General features: G+C 69.0%; 14 protein-coding genes and 1 tRNA gene. 8 read left to right on the top strand and 7 right to left on the bottom strand.

Annotated features, from left to right (window positions below; genetic code table 11):
• Positions 1–17: 17 nt before the first annotated feature.
• Together PWS46_RS06320 and PWS46_RS06325 are read right to left on the bottom strand one after the other, a co-directional pair.
• Positions 18–1,625, bottom strand: a complete 1,608-nt coding sequence (locus PWS46_RS06320) for a CHAD domain-containing protein (RefSeq protein WP_434619543.1) — start codon at positions 1,623–1,625, stop codon at positions 18–20.
• Positions 1,626–1,708: 83 nt separating this feature from the next.
• A complete protein-coding gene (locus PWS46_RS06325; protein WP_434619546.1) occupies positions 1,709–2,227 on the bottom strand; it encodes a SixA phosphatase family protein in 519 nt (172 codons plus the stop codon).
• 181 nt (positions 2,228–2,408) lie between these two features.
• Between PWS46_RS06325 and PWS46_RS06330 the strand changes: the two genes are divergently transcribed.
• Together PWS46_RS06330 and PWS46_RS06335 are read left to right on the top strand one after the other, a co-directional pair.
• Positions 2,409–4,556 (top strand): RNA degradosome polyphosphate kinase, encoded by a 2,148-nt coding sequence (locus tag PWS46_RS06330; protein ID WP_434619549.1) that lies wholly within the window; start codon positions 2,409–2,411, stop codon positions 4,554–4,556.
• 23 nt (positions 4,557–4,579) lie between these two features.
• Positions 4,580–6,160: a Ppx/GppA phosphatase family protein gene (locus tag PWS46_RS06335; protein ID WP_434619552.1), complete on the top strand. Its 1,581-nt coding sequence runs from the start codon at positions 4,580–4,582 to the stop codon at positions 6,158–6,160.
• Between the two features lie 50 nt (positions 6,161–6,210).
• On the opposite strand, the gene PWS46_RS06340 is transcribed toward PWS46_RS06335, so the two are convergent.
• The gene (locus PWS46_RS06340) at positions 6,211–6,975 is read right to left on the bottom strand and encodes an SDR family oxidoreductase (protein WP_434619555.1); all 765 of its coding nucleotides are present in this window, start codon (positions 6,973–6,975) and stop codon (positions 6,211–6,213) included.
• Between the two features lie 556 nt (positions 6,976–7,531).
• Between PWS46_RS06340 and PWS46_RS06345 the strand changes: the two genes are divergently transcribed.
• A complete protein-coding gene (locus PWS46_RS06345) occupies positions 7,532–8,743 on the top strand; it encodes a DUF2252 family protein (protein ID WP_434619558.1) in 1,212 nt (403 codons plus the stop codon).
• Here PWS46_RS06345 and PWS46_RS06350 read toward each other — a convergent pair.
• From PWS46_RS06350 to PWS46_RS06360, 3 genes are read right to left on the bottom strand one after another with little or no spacing between them, the layout of a single operon-like run.
• Positions 8,719–9,993, bottom strand: coding sequence for a CCA tRNA nucleotidyltransferase (locus PWS46_RS06350; RefSeq protein WP_434619561.1), 1,275 nt, complete (start codon positions 9,991–9,993; stop codon positions 8,719–8,721). The two genes, PWS46_RS06345 and PWS46_RS06350, sit on opposite strands and share 25 nt — an antisense overlap.
• A 57-nt stretch (positions 9,994–10,050) precedes the next feature.
• The gene (locus PWS46_RS06355) at positions 10,051–10,689 is read right to left on the bottom strand and encodes a CoA pyrophosphatase (protein WP_252137432.1); all 639 of its coding nucleotides are present in this window, start codon (positions 10,687–10,689) and stop codon (positions 10,051–10,053) included.
• 32 nt (positions 10,690–10,721) lie between these two features.
• Positions 10,722–11,288 (bottom strand): DUF1285 domain-containing protein, encoded by a 567-nt coding sequence (locus PWS46_RS06360; protein ID WP_434619564.1) that lies wholly within the window; start codon positions 11,286–11,288, stop codon positions 10,722–10,724.
• A 314-nt stretch (positions 11,289–11,602) separates the two neighbouring features.
• On the opposite strand from PWS46_RS06360, the gene PWS46_RS06365 reads away from it, so the two are divergent.
• The 5 genes from PWS46_RS06365 to PWS46_RS06385 all read left to right on the top strand — a co-directional run bounded on the left by PWS46_RS06365 (position 11,603) and on the right by PWS46_RS06385 (position 18,600).
• Entirely contained in the window at positions 11,603–12,568 is a 966-nt protein-coding gene (locus PWS46_RS06365) for an AAA family ATPase (protein ID WP_434619915.1), read from the top strand.
• Positions 12,569–12,588: 20 nt separating this feature from the next.
• Complete coding sequence (locus PWS46_RS06370; protein WP_434619567.1) at positions 12,589–13,506, top strand: DUF58 domain-containing protein; 918 nt, start codon at positions 12,589–12,591, stop codon at positions 13,504–13,506.
• A 69-nt stretch (positions 13,507–13,575) separates the two neighbouring features.
• Positions 13,576–16,299 carry a DUF4159 domain-containing protein gene (locus PWS46_RS06375; protein ID WP_434619570.1) on the top strand — a complete coding sequence of 908 codons (2,724 nt, stop codon included), beginning with the start codon at positions 13,576–13,578 and terminating at the stop codon, positions 16,297–16,299.
• Positions 16,300–18,405 carry a glutamine amidotransferase gene (locus PWS46_RS06380; RefSeq protein WP_434619573.1) on the top strand — a complete coding sequence of 702 codons (2,106 nt, stop codon included), beginning with the start codon at positions 16,300–16,302 and terminating at the stop codon, positions 18,403–18,405.
• 120 nt (positions 18,406–18,525) lie between these two features.
• Positions 18,526–18,600: transfer RNA gene (locus PWS46_RS06385), tRNA-Gln, on the top strand.
• Between the two features lie 32 nt (positions 18,601–18,632).
• Here PWS46_RS06385 and PWS46_RS06390 read toward each other — a convergent pair.
• Positions 18,633–19,502 (bottom strand): helix-turn-helix transcriptional regulator, encoded by an 870-nt coding sequence (locus tag PWS46_RS06390; RefSeq protein ID WP_434619575.1) that lies wholly within the window; start codon positions 19,500–19,502, stop codon positions 18,633–18,635.
• Positions 19,503–19,544: the final 42 nt, after the last annotated feature.

A 19,544-nucleotide genomic window follows, 5' to 3' on the forward strand; every position in this document is an offset into this window, starting at 1 on the left:
CGCCCGGCGCGGGTCGGTCATGACCAGAAGGGTGGCACCGCGCGGAAGCGCTTCCACAGTTCCGGCAGCGCCTTGCGCCGCTTGTCGGACTGGCGGTCGATCCAGGCGGCGACGGCGCCGACCGTCTGCGGATCGGCGCCGCCCAGCGTTCCCAGCATGCGGGCGCCGGTGACGGCGTCCTGGTCGGCGTCCAGCGCCGCGTGCAGCGGTTCCAGCGCCGCGAAGAAGGGCAGGGTGGCGGCCTCCGGATAGAGCCCACGGAAGACGTCGGCGGTGTAGCGCAATGTCCGCAGCCGGCGGCGCAGCTTGTCGCGCCCCTTGGCATCCTCCGGCGGCTTCGCGGCCTTGCCGAGCTTCGCCATGCGCGCCGACAGCCAGCCGCCGGCCACCGTCGTGACCGGGGCCGACAGCGCGGCCCGGCGGTCGCCGTCCGCCTCGGACATCCAGCGGCCATGCTCCAGCCACGCGGCGAGCGCCAGGACCATGGTGGTGCAGCCCGGTGCCAGGATCGCCGCCACCGCCTCCCGCGCCGGCCCGGCCCCGGCGCTCCGGGCGAGCATGGCCAGCTGCTCCAGCGCAGCGCGGTCGATGCCCGGCGCCGCCTTCGGATCGGCGAGAAGCGGGTCGATGACGCCGGACATCAGCACGTCCCACCCCCGCGCCGGCCCCAGCCGCTTGGCGAGCGCGCGGCTTTCCTCCACCAGCCGGTCGGCCTCGGGCGAGGCGACCAGCGGCGCGAAGAAGCGGTGGGCGATGCGAAGACGGCGCAAGGCCACGCGCATACGGTGCAGCCCCTCCACATCGCCGCCGGCCAGCGCGCAGGATTCGTTGGCGAGGAATTGGCGCAACGCCTGCCGCAGGATGTGGCGATAGGCCTCCGCCACCGTGGTCAGCGGCGACAGGCCGAGCGGCTCGGCCTCCACCGGTCCCGGCGCCTTGCCGGTAACCAGCCGCAGCCCGGCCTCCGCCTTGCTTTCGGTGCCGATGCGCATGGGGATGGCGGCCTGCAGGGTCAGCGCCAGATCGAACAGGCTGGCGACCTTCCCGGCCTTCAGTTCCAGTTCCACCTCGCCGACCGGCAGGGATTTGCCGCCGGCATAGATGGCGCCGTCATCCACCGCCAGTTCGACCGCCGTCAGCAGATCGGGACGAAGCAGCAGGGTGGTGCGGCGGAAATCGGTGATGAACAGGCAATCCAGCGTGTCGAGCGCTGCCGCCGGCACCAGCCCGGCGACGGCGGGATCGCTCAGCACACCGGTGTCCACCGCCTCGCCCGCGACGATCCACTCCCATTCCCGCCGCACCGCCACGGCGGCGGAATCGCCGGTGCTGGCGCTGTTGACGGTCTTCAGGGTCTGGATGAAACGCTCGCCCTCCTGCCGCACGCGCAACGCCACGCCGTTGGCGGCCAGCTTCAGGTCGGGGGTGTCGAAATAGGCAGTGCGCAGCCGCTGCGTCGCCGCCGGCCCATCGGCCAGCGCCTGCAGCGCCGGAAGGGCGGCAACCCGCGCCAGATCCGCCGAAGCGGCATGGAGCTTCAACTCCACCTCGCGGAAGGCGGCGGGGGTGGAGGTCTGCGCATCGGGGAGTGCGGACGGGCTGGCGGGCGGAATGGCGGGTGGCAAGGGTCGGCATCCTCCCGTATCCGGCCGGGAACGGCCTGGAATGACTCAGGTGGTTCCGTGGATACTCCAACCGCCGCCGCAGGTTAAGAGAGTTTACGCGGCTGCACAAAATCCGCCAGCCGCCCCGCCCCCAGTTCCAGGTCGGCCCAATGCAGCGTTTCGAAGACCAGAACGGCGCAGGCGCCGGTCGGAAACTTGTCGGCCAGCGCATGACGCAGCCCATGGTCGCCGCTGCCGGTCAGGGCGTTCGCCAACTCGTGCAGGTCCGGATTGTGCGCCACCAGCATCAGGCCGGTCGCCGAATCCGGCGCGTCGCGCAGCCGTTCCAGCAGCGTGCGGGCGCCGCACAGGTAAAGCCCCCGCTCATGCTCCACCGGTGGATAGGGCGCACCGATGGCCGCCATCACCCGCTTGCGCGTCTCCACCGCCCGCACTGCCGTGGAACACAGCACGAGGTCCATGTGGGCGTGATGCTTGGCCAGATAGTTGCCGACGAGGGTGGCCGCCTTCTCGCCGCGGGCGTTCAGCGGCCGGTCGTGGTCGCCCAGCGACGGATCGTCCCAGGAGGATTTGGCGTGGCGCAGCAGGAACAGCGTCTTCATGGCGGCAATCGGTCGCGGCTGGGGAGGGGAAGGGGGAGGCGAGGTCGCAGCCTATAGCCAAATGGGAGTCCTGAAACCGTAACGCATATGGGATACTCTGTCTGCCCACCATATAACCGTCGTCGGCACCGCTGGAAGGCAGGCGCCGACGTTCGGGATTTCAAAGATTTCAGAGGTCGACGTGACGCAACTCCAGGAACTCGATTCGGTCGGTATCGAGCCAAACGCACCGGAACGCTTCATCAACCGGGAGCTGTCGTGGCTGGCCTTCAACCAGCGCGTCCTGGATGAGGCGGCCAACCCAAATCACCCGCTTCTGGAGCGGCTGCGCTTCCTGTCGATCTCCGCCAGCAATCTCGACGAATTCTACATGGTCCGCGTCGCCGGCCTGAAAGGGCAGGTGGCCGCCGGCGTGAAGGCTCCGAGCCCGGAGAATCTGACCCCCGCCCAGCAGTTGTCCGCGGTGAAGCAGCGCATCTCCCTGCTGATGGACAGCCAGCAGACGATGTGGCGCACGCTGAAGGGAGAGCTGCGGGAGGCCGGCATCTCCGTGGTCGATCCCAAGGACCTGAGCGAAGGCGAACTGGACTGGCTGGAAGCGAAGTTCCTGGACGACATTTTCCCGATCCTGACCCCCATCGCCGTCGATCCCGCCCACCCCTTCCCGTTCCTGCCCAATCTCGGATTCTCGCTGGCGCTGCAGCTGCATGATCCGGTCAAGGGCCGTCACATCGACGCCCTGGTGCCGCTGCCCTCGCAGTTGGAGCGGTTCCTGCGCCTGCCCGGCTCGGACATCCGTTTCCTCCAACTGGAAAAGGTGGTGATGCAGTTCATCGACCGCCTGTTCCCTCCGTTCCAGGTCAAGGCGCACGGCGTCTTCCGCGTCCTGCGCGACAGCGAGATCGAAATCGAGGAAGAGGCCGAAGATCTCGTCCGCACCTTCGAAAGCGCGCTGAAGCGCCGCCGCCGCGGCAGCGTCATCCGGCTCGCCACCGACAGCGGCATGGCGGCCGACCTGCGCGATTTCCTGCGCCATGAGCTGAACGTCGCGTCGGACGACGTCTTCATCCTGGATGGGCTGATCGGCCTGACCGACACCAAGCAGCTGATCGTCGACGAGCGGCCGGATCTGGTCTTCCGCCCCTTCAACGCCCGTTTCCCGGAACGGATCCGCGATTTCGGCGGCGACTGCTTCGCGGCGATCCGCCACAAGGACATCGTCGTTCATCACCCGTACGAGTCGTTCGACGTGGTGGTGCAGTTCATCCGGCAGGCGGCGCGCGACCCGCAGGTGGTGGCGATCAAGCAGACGCTCTACCGTACCAGCAAGGACAGCCCCATCGTCGCCGCCCTGATCGAGGCGGCGGAGGCCGGCAAGTCGGTGACCGCGCTGGTCGAGCTGAAGGCCCGCTTCGACGAGGAGGCGAACATCCGCTGGGCGCGCGATCTGGAGCGCGCCGGCGCCCAGGTGGTCTACGGCTTCGTCGACCTGAAGACCCACGCCAAGGTGTCGCTGGTGGTCCGGCGCGAGAAGAAGGCGCTGCGCAGCTACGTCCATTTCGGCACCGGCAACTATCACCCGATCACCGCGAAGATCTACACCGACCTGTCCTTCTTCACCTGCGACCCGGCGCTGTGCCACGACGCCGCCGTCATGTTCAACTTCATGACCGGCTATGCGACGCCGAAGGTGCTGGAGAAGATCGCCATCGCGCCGATCACGCTGCGCCAGCGCCTGTCCGACCTGATCGAGGCGGAGATCGCCCATGCCGCGGCCGGCCGTCCGGCGTCCATCTGGGTGAAGCTGAACTCGCTGGTCGATCCGGTCATTATCGACAAGCTGTACAAGGCGTCGCAGGCCGGCGTGCAGATCGACATGATCATCCGCGGCATCTGCTGCCTGCGGCCGGGCGTGAAGGGGCTGTCGGAGAATATCCGGGTGCGCAGCATCGTCGGCCGCTTCCTCGAACATGGCCGCGTCATCTGCTTCGGCAACGGCCATCCCATGCCCAGCAACCAGGCCAAGATCTTCATATCCTCGGCCGACTGGATGACCCGCAACCTGGACCGCCGCATCGAAACGCTGGTTCCCATCGAAAACCCGACGGTGCACGAACAGGTGCTCGACCAGATCATGGTCGCCAACATGAAGGACGACGCAAGCACCTGGAAGCTGGGCCCCGATGGCGTGTACCATCGGATCAAGGCTGGCCCGGACGCGTTCAGCGCCCATAATTACTTCATGACCAACCCCAGCCTGTCCGGCCGGGGCAGCGCGCTCAGCAGCAAGCGCACGCCGCCGCGGCTGATGCTGCACGCGGTGTCCTGAGGGCGGGTGACGGGAGCGAGAGCATGAGCAAGGACAAACGCGCGGCCGCCATCCCCGGCGATGTCGGGCAGGCGGGTGCCGCCGGATTCGGCATGGCCGCCGTGCCCGATTATGCGCCCGACCACGTAGGCGAGCGCGTCGGCGTGATCGACATCGGTTCCAACTCGATCCGCTTGGTCGTCTATGACGGGCTGACCCGGTCGCCACTCGCGCTGTTCAACGAGAAAGTGCTGTGCGGCCTCGGTCGGGGCGTGGAGAAGTCGGGCGTGCTGAACCCCGACGGCGTCGCCCAGGGGTTGGTGGCGCTGGAACGTTTCGCCACGCTGGCCCAGGGCATGCGGGTTGGCCGGCTGGATGTGATCGCCACCGCCGCCGTGCGCGACGCCAGCGACGGTGCCGCCTTCGTCGATGCCATCCGCCGCCGCGCCGGCCTGACCGTCCGCGTCATCAGTGGCGAGGAGGAGGCCCGGCTGTCGGCCATGGGCGTGCTGTCGGGCACCCCCGGCGCCGACGGCCTCGTCGGCGATCTCGGCGGCGGCAGCCTGGAGTTGGTGACGCTCGACCGCGGCGTGATCGGCAAGCAGGTGACGCTTCCGCTTGGTCCCTTGCGGCTGATGGAGGTCGGCTCGACGAAGGGCGGCCCGGCCAAGCTGATCGACCAGCATCTGGAATCGCTGCCCTGGCTGGCGGCGATGAAGGGCCGGCCCTTCTACCCGGTCGGCGGAAGCTGGCGCGCCATCGCCAAGCTGCATATGGAGCAGTCCGGTCACCCGCTGCACATCATCCACCACTACACCATCCCCGCCGCCGACGCGCGCGAGTTCACCGGGCTGATCGGGCGGCAGAGCCGCTCGTCGCTGGAAAAGATGGCGGGATCGCGCCGGCGGCTCGACACGCTGCCCTTTGCCGGGCTGGTGCTGGAGCGGCTGCTGCGCATCGCCCAGCCGTCGAAGCTGGTCTTCTCCGCCTATGGCCTGCGCGAAGGGCATCTCTATTCGCTGCTCTCGCCGGAGGGGCAGCGCGCGGATCCGCTGATGGCATCGGCCGCCGACTGGGCGCGGCGCTTCGTGCGGATGGGCGACCCGGCGCTGCTGATGTCCTGGACCGCCGGTCTGTTCGCCGGGGAGGACGACAACGCCATCCGCCTGCGCCATGCCGCCTGCCTGCTGAGCGACGTCGGCTGGGCCGATCATCCCGATTATCGGGCGGAGCATGCCTTCCTGCGCGTCCTGCGCTACCCGTTCCCGGCGCTGGACCATGACGAGCGGGCGTTTCTGGCGCTCGCCGCCCATGCCCGCTATTCCGGCACCATCGACGTTCCGCTGACCGCGCCGGTGCGGACGCTGGTGACCGAAGGGCAGGGCATGAAGGCGCTGGTTCTGGGTCTGGCGCTCCGCCTTGCCCACACTCTGTCCGGCGGTGCCACGGCGCTGCTGGAGCGCACCAGCCTGAAGGTCGGCGACGGCCGGGTGGTTCTGACCCTGCCCGACGACGGCAGCGTTCCGTCGGGCGAAGCGGTCCAGCGCCGCATCGATGCGCTCGCAAAGGCTATGAATCTCAAGGGCGACGTGGTCCAGCCGCTGCGTCCGCAGGCGGCGGAGTAGAGCAGGGCAGATGGACCGCCCGTCGATGAAAGGCGGGCGGTCCAGCTCCGTCAGGTCCGGGTGATCGACACGCCGCCGTCGACGAGCAGAGCGGTTCCCGTGGTGAAGCTGGACATGTCGGACGCCAGATAGAGCGCCGACTGCGCGATTTCGCGCGGCGTGGCAAGGCGTTTCAGCGCGTGAAGACCTTGGACGAAGGCCAGGGCCTCCGGCGTGTTCGATACGGCGCGCCCCATCGGCGTGTCGGTCCCACCCGGCAGCAGCGCGTTGGCCCGGATGCCCTGCGGGCCGTACTCTGCGGCGATCACCTGCATCAGCCCGATCAGGCCTGCTTTGCTGGCCGCATAGGCGGCCATGCCGGGAAAACCGACGGTATGACCGACGAAGGTCGAGGTGAAGATCAGCGATCCGCCGCCACGGGCGAGCATCGCGGGAATCTGGTGCTTGGCGGCATGAAAGGCGCTGGTCAGGTTGGTGGCGATCACCTCATTCCACATCTCCGCCGTCATCTCCGGAATCGGCACCGTCGCGCCGGTCGTGCCGGCATTGTTGAAGGCGACATCCAGTCCGCCGAACCGCTTCGTGGCGACCTCCACGGCCTCGCGCGCGGTTTCCGCATCGGCCACGTTTCCAGCCACGGCAACGGCATCGCCGCCGTTGTTCCGGATCTCATCGGCCAGCCGTTCCAGTTCGTCGCGCCGCCGCGCCACGAGCACGAGCTTCGCACCATGGTCGGCGAACAGCAGCGCCGCCTCGCGCCCAATCCCGGAACTGGCGCCCGTGACGATTGCAATCTTCCCATCAAGCTGTCTCACGGCCATTCTCCATTGCTGTGAACGGCCCGAGAGTCGCGAATACGGCCCGATCCGGGCTATCCGGTTCTTGCTTTCGAATTCGCAAGGTCCGAGCGCCCTATCGCCAACCTAATTTCCATAACCTTCCTTATGTGTTTTTGCCTCTCCCGCCAGCGGCACTCCCAAGTAACGCTGTAACGACATAATGCCAGAGCACAGTTGTTGGGTGGCCCGAATCTGACTATCTTCTGGGAAGGCGCGTCGAGGATCTGACCCTCGACGCGCCCGCCCGATCAGCGGTTCAGGTAATCAAGGAATGCCTTGATCACCTGCAACAGCAGGATCAGGAGCTTGAGGATATCTGACATCCTCTGTCTCCCAGCTGAGCGGCGGCGGTGGCGGCCAGCCCGCCACCGCGTCCGCCCCCCGGTTATATCAGGGGCGCCGTCTCGCGGGAGTCACAACAAGCCTGCAAAATTTGCAATCTCGCGCATTCAGTGGATTGCCCCGTTGCGGCATGGCAATCCGGACGTCCACTACCCATTTCCGGCGTCGCAATATCTGACCCGGATGGATGATGTCGTCAAAAAATCAGCCCACCCTGCCCGATCAGCGTCAGGCGGTTCTGTCCCAGCGTCGCAACCTCAAGATGGCTGAATCCGCCCACGCCTATGTGCGCGGCAGCACGGTGAAGTTCTACGAATGGCTTGAGCAATCCGGTGGCAAGGTGCCGGACGGGCCTCCGGTCTGGATCTGCGGCGACTGCCATGTCGGCAATCTGGGGCCCGTCGCCAACGCAAAGGGCCGCATCGACATCCAGATTCGCGATGTCGACCAGACGGTGGTCGGCAATCCCGCCCATGACCTGATCCGGCTCGGCCTGTCGCTGGCGACCGCGGCGCGCGGCTCCGACCTGCCCGGCGTCACCACTGCGCTGATGCTGGAGCAGATGATCGAAGGCTACATGATGACCCTCGACGGCGACCTCGGCGGCGAGACCTTGCGGAAGAAGCCGTCGGTCGTCCGCGTCGGCATGCGGCAGGCCATCGGCCGCACCTGGAAGCATCTGGCCAAGGACCGCATCAAGGACATCCGCCCGACGATCCCGCTCGGCAAGCGCTTCTGGCCGCTGACCGACGAGGAACGCGCGGCGGTGGAAGAGCTGTTCGCCAAGGATCAGGTCCGCCGTCTGGTGACCGCCCTGCACTCCCGCGACGACGATGACCGGATCGAGCTTCTGGACGCCGCCTACTGGGTGAAGGGCTGCAGTTCGCTGGGCCGGTTGCGGGTCGCGGTGCTGCTGGGTGTCGGGGAAGGCCATTACGACGAGGGCGGTCTCAGCCTGATCGACATCAAGGAGGCGGTGCAGGCCGCCGCCCCCCGTGCCAAAAAGAACGGCATGCCGCGCGACAACGCGGAACGCGTGGTGACAGGGGCGCAGAATCTCTCACCTTTTCTCGGCGACCGCATGCGCCCTGCCCGCCTGCTCGACCGCGCCGTCTTCCTGCGCGAGCTTCTGCCGCAGGACATCAAGCTCGACTTCGACCATCTGACGCGCGAGGAAGCGACCCGCGCCGCCTTCTTCCTGGCCGCCGTGGTCGGCAAGGCGCATGCCCGCCAGATGGACGAGGCGACGCGCAAATCATGGCGGAACGAGCTGGCGCGCAACCGGACCAAGAGCCTGGACGCGCCGTCCTGGCTGTGGTCCAGCATCGTCGATCTGATCGTCGGCCATGAGGCGGCCTATCTGGAGCACTGCCGCCGTTACGCCGAACGCCCGGACGGTTGACCGAGAAGCCCCCGAGCCATCTCCAGGCAGATGTCGCGGCTGGGCTGGAAATCCTCGGCGATCCACCAACCCTCAATACGCTTCAGCGTTTCGCCGACCGCCGGGCCGCGCGGGACTCCCAATTCCAGCAGGTCGCGACCGGCGATGGGCAGCTTCAAGCCCGGCAGGTCGTCCGCCACCGCCAGCGCCCGGCGCAGTGCCGTCAGGTCCAGCGGCCCGTCATGGATCGCGGCGGCGATCAGCAGCAGGTCGCCGAACAGCTCGGCGTCGCCCAGGCGGTAGAGTGCCTGACGCAGAGCCTTGCGGTCGTCAGCGGGTGTCAGTGCGGCCACCGCCACCGCGACCGGCGGCTCGACCATGGCCAGCAGGCGGTCGCGTTCGTGGTTGGACAGGCGCAATGCCTCTGCGGCCCGCAGCGCGCCCGGCCGGTCACTGTCCAGCACCGCCGCCAGCCGGCGGGTCGGATCGGGCGTCGCCCGCAGGTCGCGCTCCACCGCGATCAGCCGCTCCAGCCGGTCGGTGTCCATCGCTTCCGGCAGCAGGTGGACCATGATGCCCTGCCCCATCATCAGCCGCCAGACCGCCGCGGCACAGGGCGCGGTCAGTAAACGGAACAGCTCCCCCCGCACCCGCTCGCCCGACAGGGTCGGCAGGCGCGGCGCCAGCTCACGACAAGCGGCCATCGCCTCGACATCGGGATCGCCGCGACCGTAATGGGCATGGAAGCGGAAGAAGCGCAGCAGGCGCAGCACGTCCTCCTCGATCCGCCGCCGCGCCTCGCCGACGAAGCGGACGCGGCCGGCGGCAAGGTCGGCCAGACCGCCGAACGGGTCGAACATGGAGCCGTCGGGCGTGCAGCTCATCGCATTCATGGTCAGGTCGCGGCGGGCGGCGTCCTCGATCCAGTCGTCGGTGAACTCGACGCGGGCATGGCGGCCGAAAGTCTCCACATCGCGCCGCAGCGTGGTGATCTCATAGGGCTTGCCGCCGCACAGCGCGGTGACGGTGCCATGGGCGATGCCGGTTGGGATGACGCGGATCCCGGCGCCTTCCAGCAGCTCCATCACCCGTTCCGGCGGCGCGTGGGTGGCGATGTCGATGTCCTTCACCGGCCGGCCGAGCCAGGCATCGCGCACGCAGCCGCCGACGAACCGCGCATCGGCGCCGCCCGACGCCAGGGCGTCGAACACCGCGAGGCTTTCGGGCGCGGTCATCCAGGGTTGGGGCGACAGGCGTGCGGCAACGGTCATGGCGCGCGACGCTATCCGATTAAGGCCGTCCATGCCACTGCTGTCCGTTTTGCGCTTTCAGCCCGCTCCCTCTCCCGTTTCGCGCGCGGCAGCGCCCAGAACGTCCCGCAGGTTCACCAGCATGCCGGCGGTCGCCCCCCAAATGTAGCGCTGCGGATAGGGGAAGGCGTAGAACCAGCGCGGCTTGCCCAGGAATTCGCGGCTGTGGCGCTGCGGGTTGGACGGATCGAGGATGAAGGACAGCGGCACCTCGAACACCTCCGCCACCTCGGTCGGGTCGGGCGTCAGCATGAAGGGCGGCGACACCACGCCCACCACCGGCGTCACCCGGAAACCGGTGCGCGTGACATAGGTATCCAGCCGGCCGACGATCTCGATCCGGCCGCGCTCCAGCCCGATCTCCTCCGCCGTCTCGCGAAGTGCGGTGTCCTCGGGGCCGGCATCCTCCGGCTCCATCCGTCCGCCGGGGAAGCTGATCTGCCCGGCATGGGCGCTCAGCGTCGCGGTGCGCTGGGTGAAGATGACGGTCAGTTCCTCCGGCCGGTCGACCAGCGGAACCAGAACCGCCGCCTCGCGCAGGGTGGAAGGCGGCCCCATCTCCGGGTTCAGATCGTGGTCGCCCCGGATCTTGGCCGCCGCCCTGGGCGGCATCCGGTTGGAGTGAACGGCGTTCTCGACGGCCGCATCGGTGCTCATCGCCGGAAAGCGCCGGCGGACCTCGTCCAGGCTCAGTCGCCAGGCAGCTTGCCCAGCGCGAAGAAGACCTTGTTGCTCCATAGACCCACCTCGGACTCGCCGGTTTCGGTGCGGCGCGTCTCGCTGCGCTCCACCATGTCGTAGTACACGGCCCGCAGGATTAGCGCCTCCAGCCGGCTTCTGATTTCGATGTAGGGTGCCGGCTCCCCGGTTTCATGGTTCACGGCGACGCGGATCGGATGTTCGGGGCCGGCCTCCACCCAATGGTCCAGGTTGGTGCGGAAGGACAGGACCTGATCCTCCCCGCTGCCCGCCACCGTCATTTCCACCGCGACGAAGGGGGCGTCCTCCACGACGATCTTGCCGCGTTCGACCGGCGTGACCAGCCAGTAATCGCCGTCGTCGTCGCGCTTCAGGACGGTGGAGAACAGCTTCGCCAGTTCGATGCGACGGATGGGATCTCCATTGTGGAACCAGGTGCCGTCGCGCGCAATGCGGATGTCGTACTGCTCCAGCGTCGGCGTCCTGCCCAGCGCGGCCGGCAGGTCCGGCGGCGTCGCGGAAGCGGTTTGCCCATCTGAGCGCTTGTCATTCGCCATCGCGTTACCGACCTTCATGGTGTTGGGAGCCGTTTTGTGCCCGGATATGCGCATTTTCGCCACACTCGACCGCTAGGTCCATCCCGTTGGTCCTTGCGCCACCATCCATCCGGCGGTGGGATTCGGAAAATGGGTGTCGACAAGGCGCAGGAACAGGGCCAACCATGCGGATCCCGTGTTTCAGGTCGCGGCAGCCTAACCAAGGGTGACCCGACGACGACACCGACCGGCCCATCATCGGGGAGCAGCACACCTTGAGCGCACAGGACATCCTGAGGGGGCAGCCTCCCGTGCCGGAGGACCCGCAACGGCTGATGGAGGAGATCGAGGCACTGGGCGACCGGCTCGCCTCGGTCCGCGACCGCATCGGCCGGGTGATCTTCGGCCAGCAGCAGGTGATCGACCGCACGCTGGTCACGCTGCTTGCCGGCGGCCATGTCCTGCTGATCGGCGTTCCCGGACTCGCCAAGACTCGGCTGGTGGAAACGCTGGGCACCGTGCTGGGCCTCGCCGAAAAGCGAATCCAGTGCACGCCCGACCTGATGCCCGCCGACATCCTCGGCTCCGAAGTGCTGGAGGAGGGCGACAACGGCCGCCGCTCCTTCCGCTTCCTGCCCGGGCCGGTGTTCAGCCAGCTTCTGATGGCGGACGAGATCAACCGCGCCAGCCCGCGCACCCAGTCGGCCCTACTTCAGGCGATGCAGGAAGGCCGGGTGTCGGTCGCCGGCCAGTACCATCCCCTGCCCCAGCCCTTCCACGTGCTGGCCACCCAGAACCCGCTGGAACAGGAAGGCACATATCCGCTGCCGGAAGCCCAACTCGACCGCTTCCTGATGCAGATCGACGTCGATTACCCCGATCGCGAGGCCGAGCGGCGGATGATGATCGCCACCACCGGCTCGACCGACGAACGCGCGGTCACGGTGCTGTCCGCCGCCGATCTGCAGATGGCTCAGCGCCTGGTCCGCCGCGTGCCGGTCGGTGAAGGGGTTGTCGACGGTATCCTCGACCTCGTCCGCCGCGGCCGGCCTGAGACCTCCGAACTGATGGAGGTTCGCCAGCATGTCGCCTGGGGTCCGGGACCGCGCGCCAGCCAGTCGCTGATGCTGGCCGCCCGCGCCCGCGCGGTGCTGGACGGCCGGCTGTCGCCGTCGCTGGACGATGTGGTGGCGCTCGCCAAGCCGATCCTGAAGCATCGCATGGCGCTGAACTTCGCCGCGCGGGCCGACGGGGTGACGCTGGATGACGTCATCGACCGCCTCTGCGCCCCCCTGATGTGACCCCCCGCAGCGGAGCCGCAATGCCGCGAAGCCCAGCCTCCCCGCAGAAGAGCCAGTTGTCGAGCACCCTGCTGGCGCGCCACCGCGCGGAGGAATTGGCATCCGCCCTGCCGCCGCTTCTGGTCGCGGCGGAGCGGGTGGCCGCCACCGTCGCCCAGGGCGTCCACGGCCGCCGCCGCGTCGGTCTGGGCGAGACCTTCTGGCAGTTCCGCCGCTACCAGCCGGGCGACGCGCCGTCGATGATCGACTGGCGCCAGTCGGCCAAGACCCAGCCGGTCTATGTCCGCGAGAACGAATGGGAGGCGGCACAAAGCGTCTGGCTGTGGCGCGACCGCTCCGCATCGATGGATTTCCGCTCGGCGTCCGGGCTGCCGACCAAGCGCGAGCGGGCCGACCTGCTGACGCTCGCCACCGCCGTCCTGCTGGCCCGTGGCGGCGAGCGGGTGGCGCTGCTGAACAGCGGCGTGCGCCCCGACCATGGCAAGACCGCCATCGACCGCATCGCCCGGCTGATGACCGACCCGCATGCCGCAGCCGCGCCCGACCCGCTGCCGCGGGTGGAGCCCCTGCCCCGCCATGCCCAGACGGTCCTGTTCGGCGACCTGCTGTCCCCCCTGCCGGAGATCCACGCCACCGTCGCCGGGCTGACCGGCCGCGGCCTGCGCGGTCATCTGGTCCAGATCCTCGATCCGGCGGAAGAGACACTGCCCTATGACGGCCGCGTCGATTTCCACGGAATGGAGGGTGAACAGAATCTTCTGGTCCCCCGCGTGGAGGCCGTCCGCGAAGCCTACCGAGAGCGGCTGAAGGCCCAGCAGGACGGGCTGGCGGCACTGGCCCGCACCGCCGGCTGGAGCTTCGCCGTCCACCGCACCGATCGTTCGCCGCAATCCGCGCTGCTCACCCTTTGGGGTGCGATGGCGATGGAGGCGGTGTGACGCGCCGGCCGACCACGTCACCCTCTTGCCCTTTCCCCCCTTGCCCTTTCCCCTCGTGAAGACGCGCCAATGCTGGGTCTAGGACCGATCGCCTTCGCCGCCCCCTGGGTCTTGACCGCGCTGGCCGCCCTGCCGGTCCTGTGGTGGCTGCTGCGCGTCACGCCGCCGGCGCCGCGCACCATCCAGTTCCCCGCGATCCGCCTGCTGCGCGACCTGACCGCGCAGGAGGAGACGCCGGCCCGCACGCCGTGGTGGCTGCTGCTGCTGCGGCTGATCGTGGCGGCGCTCATCATCCTGGCGCTGGCCGGGCCTCTGCTGAACCCGCGCGCCGCCTTGCCCGGCGGCGGGCCGCTGTTGCTGGTGGTGGACAATGGCTGGGCCGCCGGGCGCGACTGGCCGACCCGCAAGCGCACGATGGACGAGATGATCGCCCAGGCCGACCGCCAGCAGCGCCCGGTGATCCTGCTGCCCACCGCCCCGCCGGCGGACGGCCAGCCGATCCATGCCAGCGCCATCGTCCCGGCGCAGGAGGCGCGCCGTCTGGCCCAGGCGATGGTCCCCCTGCCCTGGCCGACCGACCGCGCGGCGGCGCTGGAAGCGCTGAAGGCGGTGGCGACGCAGGCCAACGGCCGCGGCTCCATCCATGCGGTGTGGCTCAGTGACGGCATCGGCGACAACCAGGCCGTCGCGCTGGCCGCCGGCTTGCAGCGGCTGGGGTCCGCCGACGTCCTCGACGATTCCGCCGAGCATCCGCCGCACCTGCTGCTGCCGCCGTCCAGCGAGGGCACCGCCCTGACCGCCCGCATCGTCCGCGCCGACCCGTCGAGGCCGGAGCCGGTGACCGTCCGCCTCGGTGCCACCGACGGCCGGCTGCTGACCCGCCAGACCGTCGCTTTCGAACCTGGCCAGAAAATACGGGAGGTGCGGCTCGACGTACCGACCGAGCTGCGCAACGACGCCGCCAGCCTGCGGGTGGAGGGCGACACCACTGCCGGCGCCACCGTCCTGCTCGACGAGCGCTGGCGCCGCCGTCCCGTCGGCCTCGTCTCCGGCCGGTCGGAGGGGGAAAGCCAGCCGCTGCTGTCCGACCTCTATTACCTAGAACGCGCGCTGTCGCCCTACAACGAGGTGCGGCGCGGCGATACGCTGGACCTGCTGAAACGCGATCTGGCCGTGCTGATCCTGTCGGACATCGGTGCTCTGACCGGAACCGAGGTGCAGGACATCGAGGACTGGGTGAAGAAGGGTGGTGTCCTGATCCGCTTCGCCGGCCCGCGTCTGGCGCAACATGCCGATACGCTGGTGCCGGAGCGGTTGCGCATCGGCGACCGCGCGCTGGGCGGCGCCCTGTCCTGGTCGGAGCCGGCAAAGCTCCAGCCCTTTCCGCCCAAATCGCCCTTCGAAGGGCTGACCATTCCGCCGGACGTGCAGGTGAACCGGCAGGTGCTGGCGGAGCCCGCCCTGGATCTGGCCGACCGCACCTGGGCGAGGCTGGCCGACGGCACGCCGCTGGTCACCTCGCAGAAGCGCGGCGACGGCTGGGTCGTGCTGGTCCACACCACCGCCAGCCCGGACTGGTCGAACCTGCCGCTGTCCGGCCTGTTCGTCGACATGCTGCGCCGTCTGGTCGCGCTCAGCGGCGGCGTGACGGGAACCGCGGCGACCGCTTCGCTCGACCCGGTGGAGGTGCTGGACGGCACCGGCCGGCTGGTTCCACCGCCGCCGACCGCCTTCCCGATCCCCGGCAACGCCACCGCCGACGTGATCGGGCCACGCCACCCGCCGGGCTTCTACGGCACCGACGATGCGCGCCGCGCGCTGAACCTGTCCGCCACCGTCACCACCCTCTCCCCGCTGCCGCCGATGCCGGCCGGGGTCGGGCGTGACGGCTATGGCGCCCGCGGCGAGGTTCCGCTGAAGCCGTCGCTGCTGGCGGCGGCACTTGCCCTGCTGACCATCGACCTGCTGATCGCGCTGGCCCTGCGCGGACTGCTGCGCCCGCCGCGCCTGCGTCGTGGCGCCGGGGGTGCGGCGGCCGGCCTGCTGATCGCCCTTGCACTGTCGGCGGCACCGCAGCCGGCCCGCGCGCTGGATCTGGACAAGGCGATCAAGGTGACGGAGGAAACCTACCTCGCCTATGTCCGCACCGGCGACAGCAGCATCGACGACACCGCCCGCGCCGGGCTGGAGGGGCTGGTCAGTGTGCTCGGCCTGCGCACGGCGGTGGAGGCCGCCGGTGCGGTCGGCGTCGATCCCGAACAGGACGAACTGGCCTTCTATCCCCTGCTCTACTGGCCGGTGTCCGACCGACAGAAGCCGCTGTCCGATCAGGCGCGCCAGCGGGTGAACGAATACATGCGCAACGGCGGCACCATCCTGTTCGACACCCGCGACCAGTCGCCGGGCGGCGGCCCCGCCGTGCTGCAGCGACTGGTGGACGGGCTGGACATCCCGCCGCTGGCCCCGGTGCCGCAGGACCATGTTCTGCGCAAGTCCTTCTATCTTCTGTCCGACTTCCCCGGCCGCTATGCCGGCGGCCAGCTGTGGATCGAGGCGCGGGAGGGGATTGCGAATGACGGCGTCTCCTCCGTCGTCATCGGCGGCAACGATTGGGCATCGGCATGGGCGGTGGGGCGCAACGGCCAGCCTCTGTTCGCCGTGATCCCCGGCGGCGAGCGCCAGCGCGAGATGGCCTATCGCTTCGGCGTCAACCTCGTGATGTACGCGCTGACCGGCAACTACAAGGCCGATCAGGTCCATGTGCCCGCCATCCTCGAAAGGCTCGGCCAGTAAATGCCCGTCGATCTGCTCTCCGGACTTTCCGTGGCGCTGGCGCCGCTGCTGCCCTGGCCGGTGCTGGGCGTCCTGATCGGCTTCGCCCTACTGGTGGTGCTGGTCGCTGCGCTGCGCCGGGCGCGCGGCACATGGTTGCGCCTGCTGGCGGTGGCGGTCCTGGCGCTTGCGCTCATCAACCCCTCGCTGGTCCAGGAGAAGCGCGACCCGATCAAGGACGTTGCCGTCGTAGTGATCGACGATTCGCCGAGCCAGGCCATCGGCGACCGCCGTGCCCGCACCGAACGCGCCGCCGAACAGCTGACCGAGCGGCTGAAGCGCTTCGACGATCTGGAGGTGCGCGTCGTCCGCAGCACCGAGGGTGCGGAAACCGGCGGCTCGATCAACGAGACCCACCTGTTCGACGCGCTGAACCGCGCCATGGCCGACGTGCCGCGCCGCCGCATGGCCGGCGCCGTATTCATCACCGACGGTCAGGTGCACGATGTTCCGCAGGTGCCCGGCAAGCTGGCTGACATCGGCCCGATCCACACCCTGCTGACCGGCGACCGCGACGAGGGCGACCGCCGCATCGCCATCGTGCAGGCGCCGAACTACGGCATCGTCGGCAAGCCGGTGGAACTGACCATCCGCGTCGACGACATGCCCGGCCACCAGTCCGCCGACGCCGCGGTGACGCTGCGCCAGGACGGTGGCACGCCGGGCACCATCCGGGTGCCGGTCGGCCGCGACGTGCGCGTCGACCTTCCCGTCACCCATGGCGGCCAGAATGTCCTTGAGCTTGAGGTGGAGCCGGCGAAGCAGGAACTGACGCTCGCCAACAACCGCGCCGCGGTGGTGGTCAACGGCGTGCGCGACCGGCTGCGCGTCCTGCTGGTTTCCGGCGAGCCCCATGCCGGGGAGCGCACATGGCGCAACCTGCTGAAGGCCGATCCGGCGGTCGATCTGGTCCACTTCACCATCCTGCGCCCGCCGGAGAAGCAGGACGGCACGCCGATCCGCGAGCTGTCGCTGATCGCCTTCCCGATCCGCGAACTGTTCGAGGTGAAGCTGGACGAGTTCGACCTGATCATCTTCGACCGCTACCGCCGCCGTGGCGTGCTGCCGCAGATGTATCTGGAGAACATCGCCGACTATGTCCGCAAGGGCGGCGCTCTGCTGGAGACCTCCGGCCAGGGCTATGCCGGCCCGCTGTCGCTCTATCGCACACCGTTGGGCTCGATCCTGCCGGCGGCCCCCAGCGGCCAGACGGTCGACCGTCCCTTCCTGCCGACCGTCACCGACGTCGGCCGCCGCCATCCGGTGACCACCGGGCTGCCCGGCGACCGGCTGGACGCTCCGCCGACCTGGGGCCGCTGGTTCCATCAGGTCGATGTGACGCCGAACAACGGCACGGTGGTGATGCAGGGCGCCGACAACCGTCCGCTCCTGGTGCTCGACCGCGTCGGCAAGGGCCGGGTGGCGCAGCTTGCCTCCGACCAGATCTGGCTGTGGAGCCGCGGCTTCGAAGGCGGCGGGCCGCAGGCGGAGCTTCTGCGCCGCCTCGCCCATTGGCTGATGAAGGAACCGGAACTGGAGGAGAATGACCTGCGCGCCCATGTGGATGGCAACCGCATCACGGTCGAACGCCGCTCCCTCACCCCCGACCCGCGCGCGGTCACCGTCACCGACCCGTCCGACCAGACCAGCACGCTGCAGCTGACCGACGACCGCACCGGCCGCGCCATTGCCACGGTGACCGCCGCCGCCCCCGGCATCTACCGCATCTCCGACGGGGAGCGGACGACGCTGGCCGTGGTCGGCGCGGTGAACACGCCGGAACTGGCCGACGTCCGTTCCACCGGCGACCGCATGAAGCCGGTGGCCGAGGCGACCGGCGGCGGCATCCATTGGGTGACCGACACCGACGGCGGCCCCAACCCCAGAATCGAGGTGCGCCGCACCCAGCCGGACCGCAGCCAGACCGGCTCCGGCTGGATCGGCCTGCGCGCCAACGGCGACTACACGGTGACCGGAGTGACCGACGTGCCGCTGCTGCCGGTGGGCGCGGTGCTGGCCCTGGTGCTGGGCGGATTGCTGATGGCATGGCGCCGGGAGGGTCGCTGAGGAGGCTCCCGAATGCCTGATTAGGCAGTGAAAATTTTCTGAAAACAGGCTGTTGCGTTCAGCCGGGCTTCCGATTATGGTGCCGCTCCTTCCGGCGATACGAGCGATCGCCGCGCCGGTTGGGGCGTCGCCAAGTGGTAAGGCAGCGGTTTTTGGTACCGCCATTCCCAGGTTCGAATCCTGGCGCCCCAGCCAACTTTCTCAGTCGGAAAATCTGCAGACTCTCCTTACACCGCCCCTTCCGCCGGCTGGAGCAGCATGACCAGCGTATAGGTGGACCGGCCGCCGGGGCGCAGTGTCACTTGCTCCATTGTCAGTGGCCCGTCCAGCGGATGGTCGAAACGGCGTAGTCCTCCTTCGCGCTCCAGCACGCCATGATCGTCCCACATCCGTGAGAATAACGGGCTCTTCCGACGCAGTCCTTCGACCAGCACCTGCACCGCAGGCTCTTCGCGATGACGGGCGGTTTCGGAACGGAATTCCGCCAGCAGGCGGCGAGCGCGGTTGTCCCAATCCAGGATGAAGCTCCGGGCCGTGGGGTCGAGGAAGACGTAGCGCAGAAGATTGCGCTCTGCTCCGCCCTGTCTTGCGCCACCTTGTCTTGCGCCACCCTGCCCCAGCCAGCTGCCGAACAGCCGCTCCGCCGCCGGATTCCAGCCGACGGCCGTCCATAGCCGGTCGAGCAGATAGGCCGGCGCCGTCATCGCCTCGAGTGCCGCCAAAAGCGACGGCGGTGGCTGGTCGGTCGAGCCGGACGGTGGCGCATCCGGATCGCGCTTGCGCGTCATGTCGAACAGATAGGCCCGTTCCGCCACGGTCAGCTGCAGCGCATCGGCCAAGCGGGCCAGCGCGGCCGGCGAAACCGACACGTCGCGCCCCTGTTCCAGCCAACTGTACCAGGTCGGGCTGATGCCGCAGAGCTGCGCCAGTTCCTCGCGTCTCAGGCCGGGTGTACGGCGGCGGGTGGAGCCGCCCTGCAAACCGGCTTCCGCAGGTGTCAGCCGTTCGCGATGGCGGCGCAGAAAGACGCCGAGCAGGCGCCGCCGTTCGGCGGACGGGTCGGCGGCTGCGATGGCTTCGGACGTGGCGGAGGTCATGGTGGCAGTGTTTATACTAGGATAACCACCCGCCTTGTACCC

The organism is Azospirillum sp. B2RO_4, assembly GCF_051124815.1.
Classification (GTDB): Bacteria; Pseudomonadota; Alphaproteobacteria; order Azospirillales; family Azospirillaceae; genus Azospirillum.

Coding starts and splice junctions, on each gene's coding strand:
- PWS46_RS06345 (WP_434619558.1), top strand. CDS start 7,532: ATGTCGTCAAAAAATCAGCCCACCCTGCCCGATCAGCGTCAGGCGGTT.
- PWS46_RS06325 (WP_434619546.1), bottom strand. CDS start 2,227: ATGAAGACGCTGTTCCTGCTGCGCCACGCCAAATCCTCCTGGGACGAT.
- PWS46_RS06335 (WP_434619552.1), top strand. CDS start 4,580: ATGAGCAAGGACAAACGCGCGGCCGCCATCCCCGGCGATGTCGGGCAG.
- PWS46_RS06350 (WP_434619561.1), bottom strand. CDS start 9,993: ATGACCGTTGCCGCACGCCTGTCGCCCCAACCCTGGATGACCGCGCCC.
- PWS46_RS06360 (WP_434619564.1), bottom strand. CDS start 11,288: ATGGCGAATGACAAGCGCTCAGATGGGCAAACCGCTTCCGCGACGCCG.
- PWS46_RS06380 (WP_434619573.1), top strand. CDS start 16,300: ATGCCCGTCGATCTGCTCTCCGGACTTTCCGTGGCGCTGGCGCCGCTG.
- PWS46_RS06365 (WP_434619915.1), top strand. CDS start 11,603: ATGGAGGAGATCGAGGCACTGGGCGACCGGCTCGCCTCGGTCCGCGAC.
- PWS46_RS06375 (WP_434619570.1), top strand. CDS start 13,576: ATGCTGGGTCTAGGACCGATCGCCTTCGCCGCCCCCTGGGTCTTGACC.
- PWS46_RS06390 (WP_434619575.1), bottom strand. CDS start 19,502: ATGACCTCCGCCACGTCCGAAGCCATCGCAGCCGCCGACCCGTCCGCC.
- PWS46_RS06370 (WP_434619567.1), top strand. CDS start 12,589: ATGCCGCGAAGCCCAGCCTCCCCGCAGAAGAGCCAGTTGTCGAGCACC.
- PWS46_RS06355 (WP_252137432.1), bottom strand. CDS start 10,689: ATGAGCACCGATGCGGCCGTCGAGAACGCCGTTCACTCCAACCGGATG.